The organism is Enterococcus sp. AZ194, from assembly GCF_051713825.1.
Classification (GTDB): Bacteria; Bacillota; Bacilli; order Lactobacillales; family Enterococcaceae; genus Enterococcus_K.
Window position 1 is genome coordinate 3,652,994 of record NZ_JBIOQR010000001.1, and the last position, 15,632, is coordinate 3,668,625.

The window sequence follows — 15,632 nt, forward strand, 5'->3', positions numbered from 1 at the left end:
TTTACCTAGAAAGGGACTTAGACTTATCCGTCCAAGTCCCTTTCTTATCTATTTGCTTTTTTGAGCTGTTTTATATGCTTCTGCGTATTCTTTTGCCATCTGATCTCCGCCTTGTGCTTTCCAATCAGCTACGGCTTTATCAAATTCTTTTTCATCAATTTGACCCATCATGTATTGAACCGTTGCGTCTGTGATGATTTTTTGAATTTCTGAACCAACTTCATTCGCTTTCTCAGAATCTAAAGAGAATGTTGGATCTAGAACGGCATATTTTTCATTTTCTACAACTAATTCATTTGCTAATTGTTTTTCTGGTGAAGCATCTTTGACTTTATAGGTGATTTCACTTGGACGAGAGCTAGATAATGGTTGAACATCTTGCTGCCATAAATCCATATCTAAGTATTCCAATGCACCATTTTCATCCATTTTGTAATGTGTGCCTTCGATTCCGCCTGTCATATAGTAGAACACATCTTCATCAATTAAGTAATTAACAAATTGTAATAATCTTTTCAAGTGTGCTTCATCTTTCACAACAGATTTAGGGAAGGCTAATAAACCACCGACACCCCCATTTTCCGACCAAACGTGGTATTCACCATCGCCTGTGGAAATTTTATTTACAGGGACTAATTCCATCTCATCTTGAATCCCTTTTGCCATTGTTTTCAGGTTTTTAATATCTATCATTCCTGTATAAATTCCTGCTTTACCTTGAGCAAATTGTTGTTGTTGATCCGTTTTTTGTGTAACGGCAAAATCTTGAGCTAAATAACCATTTTTAAATAAATCTCTTGAAAAGTTTAATGCTTCCATATACTCAGGTGTTTCAAACTCAGGTGTAAATGTACCGTCTTTTTCAATTTTCCAACCATTTGGTGCGCCAAAATAAGAAGTAAATAATTTGAAGCTACTATACTTAATATCGGTTGGTGCCCGATCTCCAAAACCGACTGTATCATCCTTACCGTTTCCATCTGGATCGTTTTCAGTGAATTGTTTAGCTACCTCATACAATTCATCCATCGTAGTTGGGACCTCTAATCCTAATTTATCTAACCAGTCTTTTCGTATCACTAAACCAGAACGGGCAAGATCTTTTTGAATAGGCACACCATATACGTGACCATCGATACTTGCGGTTTCAATCCGTTCATCAGAGATTTTTTTCAGGTTATCATAATCTTTTAAATAGTCCTTCACGTCCCAGAACATACCTGATTTTAAGGCATTTCTTACCGAAGAGTTTTGCATAATCGTAATCGTAACGATATCTGCTAATTCATCCGAAGCTAGTGCTGTTGTTAAACGCTCTTCTTTTGACGCATCTGGGATCCAATTGAAGGTTAATTCTGTATTGGTTGCTTCTTCAATTTTATCGACAATTACATCAGTTGGAGGCGAAGGGGTATGCAACATATTCATCCATGTAATTTTTGTTGGTCCGCCATCATCCGCTGCTCCAGAATCTTTTTCTTTCCCCCCACAAGCGCTAAGTAAAAGAATTGCTGCCATGCTAAGACCTAGCTTTAAAAATCTTTCTTTTTTCATTCATTTTCTCCTTTGCTTTCTTGATAATTGATTTATGTTCGACGCCCTTGAGAGATTCTACTTCTAATATCTGAAAAACTTGTAAAGAAGTCCAAGTTCCTGCAAATATTAAAAAACTACTTCCCATAAACGTGAATATACCTGGCATAAATTGTCCGATTAACCAATAAATAATACCCATTAAAAGGATAAATACAGCGGTGTATTGCAATTGGGCAAAACCGAACAGAAAAGCCATTTTTATTTTGATACCATAGCCTTGCCAATTGTAATGCGCCATAATCGGAAAAATATAAATAAGCGAAATCACATAGAAAAAACTAATCAATAGAAGAAATACACGAAGATACCAATTCGATACGTACACAAGATCCACCACTAAAATCCCACCGACTACCAAATAAATCCAGCTCATAAACAGCGCTTCTTTGTAGTTTTCCTTAAAGAAGAAAAAGTACGTTTTCGTTAAAGGAAATTGATCTTTTGAACGCAACCATTTTCTAAAAACCGAACTCATCGCGTACGTTGCTGGGCCAATGGTAAAAATTCCTAACCCTAGAACTGTAACAAAAAGCCATAAAAAGTTTAAATAGATGAGCTGTAAAAATCGAATAAGAATCGAATTCATCTTTTCAATTGATTGAATCATTTATTTCTCCTACCTTCTGTTAGTTTCTTTTAATAGACACCATCCTCACCTAGTTTTTTAGCAAGTTTATTCGCTAAAACAACCATGACAAGTCCTACGACACCTTTGAACATCCCCATTGCTGTACTAAAGCTCAATTGACCATTTTTTAATCCAGCTGTATAGATGTATGTGTCGAAAATTTCTGCTACATTTCGATTTAAAGAGTTTAGTAGTAAAAACATATGCTCAAAACCTAAATCTAAGGTAGCGCCAATTTTTAGTATTAACAAAGTAATAATAACTGGGCGAATCGCTGGTAAAGTTACATGCCAAGTCTTTCGTAAACGACCTGCGCCATCCATTTCTGCCGCTTCATATAACTGGGTATCTACTGCGGTAATCGCTGATAAGTAAATGATTGTTGACCACCCAAGTTCACGCCAGATAACTTGGATAATATAAACAATCCGAGTCCATTCTGTTGACGTTAAGAAACTAATCTTTTCTTTTCCAATCGATGCTAAAAATTCATTGATAATTCCGCCATCAACATTTAAGAATACATAAGTAATAGAAACAATAATTACCCAAGACATAAAGTGAGGAATATAAATTAATGTTTGAACACCATTCTTAAAATATTTATTTTTCACTTCATTTAATAAAAGAGAAAGAACAATCGGTAGAGGGAAAAATATAAAGATATTCATCGCAAATAATATCAAGGTATTTTTTAATAACATAAGAAAAGTTGGTTCTGTAAAGAGTCGAACAAAATGTTTCAAGCCAACCCATGGACTTCCCGTGATTCCTAAAAAAGGTTGATAGTCTTGAAAAGCAATGACTAGACCGCCCATTGGGACATATTTGAAAATAATAAAATATAAGATGCCTGGTAAAATCATCAAATAGAGGATTTTATTTGTTTTTATTCCTGCAATTAATTTTTGCCTCTTTCTCCTTTTTTCCTCTTCAGGTGTTTTATTTAATACGTATACATCTTGTTTTGTTGCATTTTCCATAGCTGCCTCCTTTTATTTTCTTGTGACTTCCAGTTGATACACCAATCATAAGAAAATAATGGTATTACGTATATAATCATTTCCTACGAATACCTGAAAAAAACTTGATAAATCAACAATGACGACGTTTAACAATTCGAATATGATACTCATCAGTAGAAATGAGCATTCCTCTTATTTCTACTCAATTCTTCGACATTTACCGAGAAACTGAGCATGTCATTAGATGATTATATACGTAATTTATCCTGCATGATAAATTTGAAACAAGTAAACGGTTATTCATTATTTTATAGGAGGATTTATTTATGAAGAAAAGAAAAAATTCAACTGGGGAACGAGCGTTTAATGTGTTTAATATCACCATCCTAACAATCATTGCATTAATTTGCGTCTTACCTTTTTTTAATGTCGTTGCAACTTCCTTTGCGTCTACTCAAGAGGTCGTTTCCAAAAAATTCATTTTATTCCCAACGACCTTTTCACTGGATGCCTATCGTTACATCTTATCCACTCCAACCATCTTCCGAGCGTTGGCTGTCTCAATTGGGATCACAGGTGTCGGGACGTTGGTGAGTATGACAATCACTTCGCTTATGGCTTACGGTCTATCGCGTAAATATTTGTTTGGGCGAAACTTCTTTAATTTTTTAATTGTATTTTCGATGCTCTTTAGTGGGGGGATGATTCCAACCTTCTTAGTAGTAAAATCTCTAGGTCTTGTTAATTCTTATTGGGCAATGATCCTACCTGTTTGTGTCAATGCTATGAATATGATTATCATGAGAAATTTTTTCCAAGCCTTACCAGATAGTCTAGAAGAGTCAGCTAAAATGGATGGTTGTACAGATTTAGGCGTTTTTATTAAAATCATGTTGCCTTTAGCACTCCCTTCCATTGCTACCATTTCACTATTCTATGCAGTAACTTACTGGAATACTTATATGAATGCGATTCTTTATATCAATGACTCATCAAAATGGCCGATTCAGATACTACTACGGCAAATTGTAATTGTTTCAAGTGGAATGCAAGCAGAGAGTAGCTCAGTGGATATCCTACCTCCTGCACAAACAATCAAAATGGCGGTAATTGTTGTCGCAACTGTTCCCATGCTCATTGCGTACCCATTCGTACAAAAGTACTTCGTTAAGGGTGCCTTGATGGGGTCTGTAAAAGGTTAAGATTTTCGAATTACTCTCTTATACAAAAACAAGAGCCAGAGACATAACTTTTTGAGTTATATCTCTGGCTCTTAACATCTGAAGAAATGGTGGCACAGAAACAACTCCATCTCCATCTCCACTACATTCCGCTCTCATAAATTTCTACGCATGGGACATGCTAGAATTGAAGGACTACGCAAAAAGACTCCAATCTCATCAATCTCTAAAGGTGGAACACCTTAAGACTTGAAGATCTCCTCGAAAATTAAACACTTCCGTCCCAACCTCTTTCTGCTGGCTTCCTCTATGAGACCCATCATTTTCTTTTTCTGATTGTTAGCGGTAAGACTTCCTATATTCCCCAGGTGTTTTCTGCTCTTTCTTTTTAAAGAAACGAATGAAGTTCTGTGGGTTACGATACTGCAGACGTTCGGCAATTTCTTTTATAGGTAACTCTGTCTCTCTTAGCCATTGTTTTGCGATATCTAATCGATAATTTTGAACATAGTCCCCAAAATTCTCTCCAGATTCTTTTTTGAACACACTACTCAGATAGTTCGGATTGTAGTGTAGACGATCAGCTATACAATCTAAAGATAAATCCTTATCATATTCGGTATGAATAATATGCATAATTTTATCAGAAAGTGTCTTAAATTCTACTTCTGTGCGTTCCTGTGTATGTTTCATAATCGGCAGAATCAATTGTTCTAATAATATAGCTTTCAACTCTGTTGGTTGATACCTAGTCAATGCGTTCAAATAAATTTGTTTAATATTCTCAAAGATTTTTGAACCTACACCCAACATTTGACCTAATTGCACTAACTCATTAATCAAACGCATTAAAGCAACTTCTAAGTTCAGTGGATTTTTATTACTCGAAAATAGCTTGCTAACCAGCTCATCCAAAATCAGCTCAACATCATCTCCTGAGCGAATGGCTTCAAACAATTGATTTTGCAGCTGAACAGGATACTTAACGAGCTCCTTTTCATTATCAGAGGGCGCAATTTCCTTGTAAAAAATGATTGAGGCTGGTCCCGTATTTACTCTATAATGTAAGGCTTCTTTAGCAAAATCTACTGAGCGTTTGCTTTGTGTCAAATTAAAATATTTGTTACTAATACCGATACTCACAGATAAACGTAGATACTCATTAATTGCCTCTTGAATTTCCTGACAATAACGCATGATCTTTCGACTTGCCTCAGCGTCATCTTTATCCATACGAAAGATAGTTGCTTGCATCTCATCGTTTAAAACAATCGGAATCATTCGGTTTTCTACAGGAACGATCTCCGTAACAATGTTATTAATAGCCATTAACAAGAGGTCCTTTTCTCCCCCATGTCTATCCTTGTCCAACGCATCTATTTGAATGGCTGCCGTATAGTATCGCTGATGATTGGGATAACCAAATTGTGCAAGCCGTTGTGCAAGTTCTCTCTTTTCTACACGATTTCTGAATAGACTCAACACAAAAAGAGTCTCTAATTGGGGTTTTTGAGTCATCAGATTAGCACTTAACGATTGATTTTCTCCCAGTAACTTAGTAATAGAATTGGCCACCAAGTCTAACTCTTTATCTTTAAATCTTCGCGGATTTAAATCTAAACGCTCTTGAATTTGTCTAATCGGCTTAGCAAATCGCTCTGAGAATAGATAAGATAGCGTCCCGATTAAACCAATAAGTGCTAGAGATACCGCAAAAAGACCTTTTCTTAGCTTGCTCGTCGTGTTGCTTACAAAATTCAAACTCAATTGCAGACTATATATCCAGTTGTTATAGTCTGATTTCAGTAAAATAAATATTTTACCATCCTTCTTAACCACTTTCGGCACATTAAAATCCAATTCATCTCTATAACTATTTAGTTGGTACTCCCGACTATCCGTCTGATTACTATATAGTAATTCCTCATCATTATATATTTTGATCAAGTCTTCACTATCGTTTTCAATAATTTGGTCAATACTATAGTCTGTAATCATAGCTTTTCCCATCGCATACTTTTTCTTTTCGAACATCGGCAGCGTGATAATCATCTGAATACCATTTTTTTCTTTTTTCCAAAAAAGACTATTCTTACTATCCATGTATTGATTATGTAACGCTTCTACCTCTTTTTGGCTTAACTGATGTAACGAACCATTAATTACGCCCCATCTTCCTTCTAGGCTAATCAAATCAAAGGTGTTTTGATCCATCGCCATCATCTCAATAAAATTGAGCTCCTTACGAATTTCTGAATACTCCACATAATCCTGTGCACCTAGTTCTTTTGTAAACGTTTCCGAAAAACTCCGCGTTGAACCATATGTTGAAAAAGAATATTCGATTGTTCGAATTTTTCTTTCAAAATTAGTTCGTAACTGACGTAAAAAACTCATCTTATCTGTCAAAAAATTATTTTCAATTGACGTATACGTATTCTGATAGATATACAAACCAAAGCCAATTACTAAACACGACCCTAATAGAAACACAGGTAGAAAAATTTTATAAAAAACTGAACTCTTTTTCATTTTTCTCTCCCTTTCCTATAACAACAACTAAAGAATACCATAGTTAAATAAAAAAAACCACGACAATTTTCACGTGTGCATTGTTGACCTATTGACATTTGTTTCATTTCAAGATATGCTCTAGCTGTGTACAAGGAGAGGGGGATTTATTTAATGGTCACAATTAAAGATATAGCAAAAATTGCAGGTGTCTCGCACACGACCGTTTCTAGATCGCTCAATGATAGTCCCCTCATTCGCCCTGAGACAAAGGACAAAATTAAGAAACTAGCCAAGGAGTTAAATTATACACCTAATATGAGTGCCAAACGTTTGGTCAATCAAAAATCTTATATCATCGGACTATTTTTCTCTAGTATCCAAGATGGTACGAGTGATAGTTTCCTGGTTGAAGTGATTAAAGGAATTCATTCGGTGTTACCAAAAGAATATAGTCTAACAGTTCAAGGGCTAGATTCCCTCAATGACTACAGTCTAGAAACAAATAAACGGTATGATGGCGTCATCTTAATGAGTCAAAGCGACCAAGATGATTTGTTTATCCGCCACCTACTCTCAGAAGAAATTCCCTTTGCAGTCCTTAATCGTCAGCTGGATGAAAAAGAGATATTAAATATTACCAGTAATGATCGACAAGGCGTAAAATCAGCAATTGATTTTGCTTTAGCAAAAGGATATCAAAAAATTGCATTTATTGAAGGAAAAGACGGCTTTCGTTCGACTATTGAAAGAAAAAAAGGGTATCTTGATAGCCTCACTCAACACAACCTGCCGCTCAATAATGAATGGGTGGTTCAGGGAGATTATAGTATCGAAAGTGGGCAGCGTGCCTGTGAAAAACTACTCCGTCTTTCTGAAAAACCAGACCTTATCTTTTGTTCAAACGATGATATGGCCATTGGTGCGATGAGAGCTTGTCATGCAAACGGTCTAGCGATTCCTTCTGACATCAGTATTATTGGCTTTGATGACATTTCATTTGCCAAATATACAAGCCCGCCTTTAACGACTGTTCATAAGCCGATTGTGCAGATTAGTCAAACAGGAACGATTGAACTTTTGAAAAAAATTCAACAGCAGCCTATTCATCAGCTGCAGCTATTAATTGATACTTCATTAGAAATTCGCCAAACAGTCAACTAACCCTTCCTATTCATTGTAGGAAGGGAAAAAAATAAAACGAAATGTTAACGTGTGCATTCGTTAGGAGGAACTTATGAAAAGATTAAATAAACAGCTTCATCCCGTTCAACAGTACCCAGAAAAGGTCATTCAATTCGGTGAAGGAAATTTTATGAGAGGATTCATTGACTGGCAATTGCAACAAATGAATAAACAACAATTATTTGAAGGTAGTGCTGTTGTTGTCCAACCAATCCAACAAGGTTTAGGAGAAATGCTTTCAGAACAAGACAATCTATATACTGTCTTACTTGAGGGGATTTTAGACGGAGAAATTGTCAATCGCTCAGAAATCATTACCTCTATCAATCGCGTCATCAATCCTTACACTAGCTTCGAAGAATTTTTGAACTTGGCAGAAGATGATGGCTTAGAAATCATCTTATCAAACACAACAGAAGCGGGAATTTCTTATGAGGCAGAAGATTGTTTAGACATGCAACCGCCAAAAAGTTTCCCCGCCAAACTAACGGCGCTACTCTATCGTCGTTTTCAACTTAAGAAAGCCGGCTTCATCATCATTCCTTGTGAATTGATTGATCGAAATGGCGATAAACTAAAGGAACTTATTTTGCGCTACAGTAAAGAGTGGAACTTGGGCGATGCGTTTCTCACATGGTTAGAAGAAAAGAATACCTTCTGCTGCAGCTTAGTAGACCGAATTGTTCCAGGATATCCTAGGCAAAAGGCTGAAGAATTAAACAAAAAACACGGCTATGTTGACCAATTAATGGTAAAAGCGGAACCATTTATGCTGTGGGTAATTGAAGGACCACAAACAATCTCAGAGCAGTTACCTTTAAAAGAAGCGGGCTTAAATGTCATCATAACAGATGATATGACCCCATACAGAGAGCGTAAAGTACACTTATTAAATGGTCCTCATACAGCGATGGTTCCTTTGGGGCTGTTAGCAAATGTCGAAACTGTTGAAGAAATAATGGAAGATCCAGACTATTCTGTATTCATTGACCACCTATTCGAAGCTGAACTAATTCCTATGCTGGATTTACCGAAATCAGAGTTAATTGACTACGCCGAACAGATTAAAGAACGGTTTAAAAATCCTTTTGTTCGCCATGAGCTAAGCTCTATCGCCTTAAATAGCGTTTCTAAGTTCACTGCGCGTCTCTTACCTATTCTTTTACGATCATTAAAAGAAGACGTTCTGCCGAAACGAATTCTTGCTTCTTTAGCTGGACTGATTGTTTTATACCGTTCTGACGCGTTTACGATTCAAGATGATGCGCAGATTATTGCGCTCTTCAACGAAAGTAAAAAAATGACGACTAAAGAAACCGTCTATTTCCTACTTTCTAAAGAAAGTCTCTGGGGATTGGACCTCACTTGCTATGACTTCACGGATTTTGTAACTCAATCTGTTGAAATGATTGAATCTAAAGGCGCCAGAGCGCTGGTTCAGCAACTTAACGAATAACCTTATCAGGATTATCACTTTAATTAACAAATATAAAGGAGATTATTATGGTTACTACTATCACCGAAAAAAAAGCATCTGACTTACTAACATTAAATATTGAAGATAATGTCGCAGTGGCCTTACACCCAATTGCCAAAGGAACCATATTCCACCAACCACATTCACTTACAGTGAACCAGGACATTCCACAAGGACACAAAATCGCCTTGTGGGACATCAACAAAGGCGACAACGTAATCAAATACGGCTATCCAATTGGACATGCCATAAAAGATATCAAAGCAGGAGATTGGCTTCATACACACAACCTAAAAACAAATTTAGCAGGTGAGTTGACTTATACTTACAAACCAGACTTACGTCCCGTTTCCTATGAAAAACGGGCCTTAACCTTTGACGGATATCGCCGGGCCAATAACAAAGTGGGGATACGAAATGATTTATTAATCGTTCCGACAGTTGGTTGTATTAATGGCATGGCAGAATTAATGGTTCAACAATTCAAACAAAACCATCCAGATTTGGGTACCTTTGATAATGTCACTATCCTTAAACATCCCTATGGCTGTTCTCAGCTTGGAAAAGACCATAAGAATACTCAAAAAGTTTTGATTGATGCAGTTCAACATCCAAATGCAGGAAGTGTTTTAGTATTTGGCTTAGGTTGCGAAAACAATACCGTAAAAGAATTTAAAGAAAGCTTGGGTGAATACGACCCTTCACGAATCAAATTTCTTGTTGCTCAAGAAGTAGAGGATGAGGTTGATACAGGGGTGCGACTCCTTGAAGAACTCTATCTCACAGCAAAAGAAGACCACCGAGAACCGATTGCCTTAAGTGAGTTAACTATTGGCCTAAAATGTGGAGGCTCTGATGGTTTTTCTGGAATCACTGCAAACCCATTATTAGGTGCTTTCTCCGACTTTTTAATTGCACAAGGAGGTAGCTCCGTATTGACCGAAGTACCAGAAATGTTTGGCGCTGAACAAGTTTTAATGGCTCGCGCAAAAAACAAAGAGGTTTTCGAAGAGATTGTTCATTTGATTAATGACTTTAAAGAATACTTTCTTTCTTTTGGAGAACCTATTTACGAAAACCCTTCTCCGGGAAATAAAGATGGCGGAATTACTACGCTTGAAGATAAATCGCTTGGCTGTACACAAAAATCTGGTACCTCAGCAGTTGTAGATGTTCTACATTATGGCGATAAAGTAAAAGAAAAAGGGCTTAGCTTACTAGAAGGACCCGGTAATGATTTGGTTGCAGCCTCTGCACTTGCTTCAGCCGATTGCCAACTTGTTTTGTTCACTACCGGTCGAGGCACACCATTTGGCGCCTATGTACCCACTATGAAAGTGGCCACAAATACACAAATTTTCGATAAAAAAGGACATTGGATGGATTTTAACGCTGGTCGGTTATTGAATGAACCAATGGCGGTCGTACTAGAAGACTTTATCCAAGCAATTATTGATGTCGCAAGTGGACGTCAAACACGAAACGAATCCAATGACGTTCGTGAGATAGCTATATTCAAAAATGGCGTTACTCTTTAATCAGTTTTATCTACGGAGTCTGTTCCCTGAGAATGACTCCGTTCCCTCTACTATCCATTGTGAAATTTATCGTTTATGAAAGAAGGAATAAACATGTTTTTATCAGATAATTTTTTACTCTCTACGGAATGGGCCAAGGTCCTTTATCACGACCACGCAAAAAAAATGCCGATTATCGATTACCACTGTCATCTAAACCCACAAGAAATTTATGATAACAAAAATTTTATCGACCTTACAGAGGCTTGGCTTGGCGGCGATCACTACAAGTGGCGTTTAATGCGTGCCTGTGGAGTAGATGAACAGCTCATCACCGGCCATGCTTCAAGCTATGAAAAATTCGTTGCTTGGTGTCAAACAGTTCCTAAAATTGTGGGGAATCCTTTATACACATGGACACATTTGGAGCTGAAACGCTTTTTTGGTATTGATCTTCTAGTAAATGAAGAGAATGCACCAATAATCTGGCGGATGGCAAATGAAAAGCTAGCCACTGAAAATTTTAAACGCCGAGAAATCATCGCCAATAGTCAGGTAGAGATTATCTGTACAACCGATGACCCTATCGATAGTCTAATTTTCCATCAAAAACTAGCCGCAGAAGAACCAAGATTTCGTGTTCTACCGACCTTCCGCCCAGATAAATCATTAAATATCGGTCACATAGATTTCGTTTCTTACATTCAACAATTAGCCTTGGCGACAGAAAAGAAGGAAATTACCACCTACTCTGAATTACTTGCCTCACTAGATCAACGAATTGATTATTTTCATAAGATGGGTTGTCGTTTGTCTGATCACGCACTAGACATTTTAAAATATGTCGAATTGGAGGCACCTGTCATCGAGCTTATTTTCAAAAAAGCGTTGAACAGCGAAAAACTTGAGCCAAAAGAAATTTACGCCTACCAAACGGCGACGCTCATTCATCTGTTTAAAGCTTATCATGCACACGATTGGACCATGCAGCTGCATATTCATGCTTATAGAAATTGTAATAGCCAGATGCTCTCAAAATTAGGTCCTGATACAGGCTACGATGGGATAAATGATTTATCCTTAACGATTCCGCTTCAACATTTATTAGATGCAGCGAATCAAACGAATCAATTACCACAAACAATCTTATACTCACTAAATCCCAATGACTATCCGTTATTAGTTGCCTTGATGGGCTGCTTCCAGAAAGATTCGCCAGGCAAGCTCCAATTAGGTTCTGGTTGGTGGTATAACGATACGCGCGCTGGCATGAGGAATCAACTGACTCAGTTTGCAGATGGCAGTGTGTTACACAATTTTGTCGGAATGTTAACCGATTCTAGAAGTTTCTTATCCTACACCCGACATGAATACTTTAGACGCGTATTATGCGAATTTATTGGAGAGCTAGTTGAACGTGAAGAAGCACCTGAAGACCAAGATTTATTAGGAAGCTTGATAGAGAACATTTGTTACCAAAACGCTGCTACCTATTTTCATTTCTAGGAGAACCCTTATGAAGAATCTTTTAGATGGTTCATCTATCTCGCCAACCAATAGTAGCATTTACCGCCTATCATACTGTAACGATACTGCTCGCCCCTGTATAATCATTTTTCCTGGGGGCGGTTATCAGCATCTGGCACTACAAAAAGAAGGCCTAGACATTCAAGACTGGGCCTATCATAACGGATATCATTCTGCTGTGATTAGTTACCAAGTCCCTCCTCTTTCACCAGAAAATCTATTGAAAGATTTAGAGAGGATGATTCGCCAGTTAGCTGCTGATTCTCTTTGTACACAGCTCTATTTCATGGGCTTTTCTGCTGGAGCGCATCTGTCCTGCATCTTAGGAACAAGGCTTTCTCAACTAGTCGAAGGGCTCATTCTTTGTTATCCAGTGGTTACATTAACTGGCCCTTATGCACATCAAGGAAGTGCAAAAAATTTTTTAGGCAGGGATGATTCAGCTGCTAACCGACACAACTACTCGCTTCAAAACGTGATTACCGCAAAGACGCCGCCTTGTTTTATTTGGCATACTACGGGCGACCAATCAGTCCCGGCGCGAAATAGTTTGATTATTTCTCAAGCATTAATAGAAAAAGGGGTATCTGTAGAATTTCATTTATTCTCAAACGGTCGCCACGGCATGGCTATGAAAAACGAAGATCCTGTTATTTATCAATGGCTCTCTTTAGTACAAAACTGGTTGAAACAATCTGGAGGAAAGTAAGATGACACAAATTATTATTGCTGGCGACTCAACAGCTGCTGTAAAAGAATCGACCAAACGGCCTGAGACTGGCTGGGGCGAATATCTGAATCACTATTTTAATCAACACTATACCATTATCAATAAAGCCATGAATGGGCGCTCATCCAAATCATTTATTTTAGAAGGCCGTTTAGCTGAAATCGACAAACTATTACAAGCTGGAGATTATCTTCTTATTCAGTTTGGTCATAATGATCAGAAAAATGATGAACGTGGCACGAGCCCTGATAAGGAATATCAACATTATCTACTAGATTACGTTACCGTCGCGAAAAAAAATAATGCAATCCCTATTTTACTTACCTCTATCACTCGTCGAGAGTATTTGGACAACTCAACAAGTTTGAATCCTAATACTTTGGGTAAGTATCCAAGTATGATGAAATCTTTAGCTCACAGTCAAGGAATTTTTTTAGTTGATATTTTTAAAGAAAGTCAAAAACTCTTAAATACGTATACTCCAAAAGAAACAAAGGCGTTCTTTTTACATGTCGAAAAAAATATTTCTGACAATTATCCTGAAGGGGTTATCGACAATACACATTTGAACCAAACAGGGGCACAATTAATTGCCCAACTAGTAGCAAAAGAACTACAAAAACTCCCTCTGCCACTTGCCAAAGATATAATTATAGAAGGAGAAACACTATGTTAGACAGAATAAATTTGGGCATTCGTGCGCATGATATTCAAGCCGCCACAAAAGAAGAGCTCGTGAAAAAAATTGAATCTTATCAGCTACACCATATTCAATTTGCACCAAAAAAATCCTTTCCATCAGTAATCCAAGACTGGACCGACTTAACTCTAGACTTAGCAAAAGAATATGGTGATTTTTTCTCAAACCGGCAGATACAACTTTCTGTCTTAGGTTGTTATGTAAATATTTCATCTCAAAAGCCATTGGTTCGTGAGCAGGCCCTCAACTTGTTTAAACAACACTTACACTTAGCTAGTTCGTTTCAAGCAAAGTTAGTTGGTACCGAAACAGGAAGTGTCACTGAAGGATTTACTACGAAAAACTTTACAGAAGAAGCCTATATTCAAGCACGGACCTCAATCATTGAATTGGTCGCTGTAGCTGAAGAACTCAACGTCACGGTCGGAATCGAAGCAGGACTCAACCATCCTATCTACACAAATGATTTAATGAAACGACTCCTCAAAGAAGTTCAGTCCAATCACCTTAAAGTTATATTTGACCCTGCCAACTTGATACGTCCTGACAACTATTCTGATCAGATAAAAGTGGTTCAAACAGCAATAGAGCAACTCCATGAACATATTGAAGTGGTTCATCTGAAAGATTTTGAGTTAGTAAATGGGCAAATAAACATTGTACCTGTAGGACAAGGAAGGATGGATTACACCGCGATTCTTTCCTACTTAAACGACCATTCTCATCTACCTGTCAGCCTAGAAGCAACCCCTGAAAAAAATCTCTCGGCTGCGAAAATGACCCTCTCATCTATTTTAGAGTCTCTCTAACTTTATGACTTTATCTAGCGACTCTACATGCATACGTTAATTCACAAAATAAATAGGAGCCTGGGACTTAACTTTTTGAAGTTAGGTCTCAGGCTCTCAGCATCCAAATAAACGGTGTGTAGGTGGGTATGAAGGGGGACTCGATCTGCACTCCGCAAAAGACTCCGATCTCATCAATTTCTAAAGGTGGAACACCTTAAGAATTGAAGGACTCCGCAAAAGACTCCGATCTCATCAATTTCTAAAGGTGGAACACCTTAAGAATTGAAGGACTCCGCAAAAGACTCCGATCTCATCAATTTCTAAAGGTGGAACACCTTAAGAATTGAAGGACTCCGCAAAAGACTCCGATCTCATCAATTTCTAAAGGTGGAACACCTTAAGAATTGAAGGACTCCGCAAAAGACTCCGATCTCATCAATTTCTAAAGGTGGAACACCTTAAGAATTGAAGGACTCCGCAAAAGACTCCGATCTCATCAATTTCTAAAGGTGAAACACCTTAAGAATTGAAGGACTCCGCAAAAGACTCCGATCTCATCAATTTCTAAAGGTGAAACACCTTAAGAATTGAAGGACTCCGCAAAAGACTCCGATCTCATCAATTTCTAAAGGTGGAACACCTTAAGAATTGAAGGACTCCGCAAAAGACTCCGATCTCATCAATTTCTAAAGGTGAAACACCTTAAGAATTGAAGGACTCCGCAAAAGACTCCGATCTCATCAATTTCTAAAGGTGAAACACCTTAAGAATTGAAGGATTCACTATTCCACTCTCAACAACTTCTACGTATGAGATATGCTAGA

12 protein-coding genes are annotated in these 15,632 nt (G+C 37.5%); 8 read left to right on the forward strand and 4 right to left on the reverse strand.

Annotated elements, in window-relative coordinates; genetic code table 11:
- Window positions 1-48: 48 nt before the first annotated feature.
- Genes IGI37_RS17000 through IGI37_RS17010 form a run of 3 tightly spaced genes read right to left on the reverse strand, consistent with a single transcriptional unit; the run spans window position 49 to window position 3,207 of the window.
- Window positions 49-1,554 carry an extracellular solute-binding protein gene (locus IGI37_RS17000; protein ID WP_438763264.1) on the reverse strand — a complete coding sequence of 502 codons (1,506 nt, stop codon included), beginning with the start codon at window positions 1,552-1,554 and terminating at the stop codon, window positions 49-51.
- On the reverse strand, window positions 1,520-2,203 hold the full coding sequence (locus IGI37_RS17005) for a YesL family protein (RefSeq protein ID WP_438763265.1): 684 nt from the start codon (window positions 2,201-2,203) through the stop codon (window positions 1,520-1,522). Before IGI37_RS17005 ends, IGI37_RS17000 begins: the two co-directional genes overlap by 35 nt.
- 29 nt (window positions 2,204-2,232) lie before the next feature.
- On the reverse strand, window positions 2,233-3,207 hold the full coding sequence (locus IGI37_RS17010) for an ABC transporter permease (protein ID WP_438763266.1): 975 nt from the start codon (window positions 3,205-3,207) through the stop codon (window positions 2,233-2,235).
- A 308-nt stretch (window positions 3,208-3,515) separates the two neighbouring features.
- On the opposite strand from IGI37_RS17010, the gene IGI37_RS17015 reads away from it, so the two are divergent.
- Entirely contained in the window at window positions 3,516-4,391 is an 876-nt protein-coding gene (locus tag IGI37_RS17015; protein WP_438763267.1) for a carbohydrate ABC transporter permease, read from the forward strand.
- 318 nt (window positions 4,392-4,709) lie between these two features.
- On the opposite strand, the gene IGI37_RS17020 is transcribed toward IGI37_RS17015, so the two are convergent.
- Window positions 4,710-6,902, reverse strand: a complete 2,193-nt coding sequence (locus tag IGI37_RS17020; protein WP_438763268.1) for a helix-turn-helix domain-containing protein — start codon at window positions 6,900-6,902, stop codon at window positions 4,710-4,712.
- 153 nt (window positions 6,903-7,055) lie between these two features.
- Between IGI37_RS17020 and IGI37_RS17025 the strand changes: the two genes are divergently transcribed.
- The 7 genes from IGI37_RS17025 to IGI37_RS17055 all read left to right on the forward strand — a co-directional run bounded on the left by IGI37_RS17025 (window position 7,056) and on the right by IGI37_RS17055 (window position 14,826).
- On the forward strand, window positions 7,056-8,045 hold the full coding sequence (locus IGI37_RS17025) for a LacI family DNA-binding transcriptional regulator (protein WP_438763269.1): 990 nt from the start codon (window positions 7,056-7,058) through the stop codon (window positions 8,043-8,045).
- A 73-nt stretch (window positions 8,046-8,118) separates the two neighbouring features.
- Window positions 8,119-9,522, forward strand: a complete 1,404-nt coding sequence (locus tag IGI37_RS17030; RefSeq protein WP_438763270.1) for a tagaturonate reductase — start codon at window positions 8,119-8,121, stop codon at window positions 9,520-9,522.
- Window positions 9,523-9,569: 47 nt separating this feature from the next.
- The gene (locus IGI37_RS17035; protein WP_438763271.1) at window positions 9,570-11,081 is read left to right on the forward strand and encodes a UxaA family hydrolase; all 1,512 of its coding nucleotides are present in this window, start codon (window positions 9,570-9,572) and stop codon (window positions 11,079-11,081) included.
- 93 nt (window positions 11,082-11,174) lie between these two features.
- Window positions 11,175-12,566: a glucuronate isomerase gene (uxaC, locus tag IGI37_RS17040; protein ID WP_438763272.1), complete on the forward strand. Its 1,392-nt coding sequence runs from the start codon at window positions 11,175-11,177 to the stop codon at window positions 12,564-12,566.
- Window positions 12,567-12,576: 10 nt separating this feature from the next.
- Window positions 12,577-13,296 carry an alpha/beta hydrolase gene (locus IGI37_RS17045; protein WP_438763273.1) on the forward strand — a complete coding sequence of 240 codons (720 nt, stop codon included), beginning with the start codon at window positions 12,577-12,579 and terminating at the stop codon, window positions 13,294-13,296.
- Window position 13,297: 1 nt separating this feature from the next.
- Window positions 13,298-13,993, forward strand: coding sequence for a rhamnogalacturonan acetylesterase (locus IGI37_RS17050; protein ID WP_438763274.1), 696 nt, complete (start codon window positions 13,298-13,300; stop codon window positions 13,991-13,993).
- A complete protein-coding gene (locus IGI37_RS17055; protein WP_438763275.1) occupies window positions 13,987-14,826 on the forward strand; it encodes a sugar phosphate isomerase/epimerase family protein in 840 nt (279 codons plus the stop codon). Before IGI37_RS17050 ends, IGI37_RS17055 begins: the two co-directional genes overlap by 7 nt.
- The last annotated feature ends 806 nt before the right edge of the window (window positions 14,827-15,632 follow it).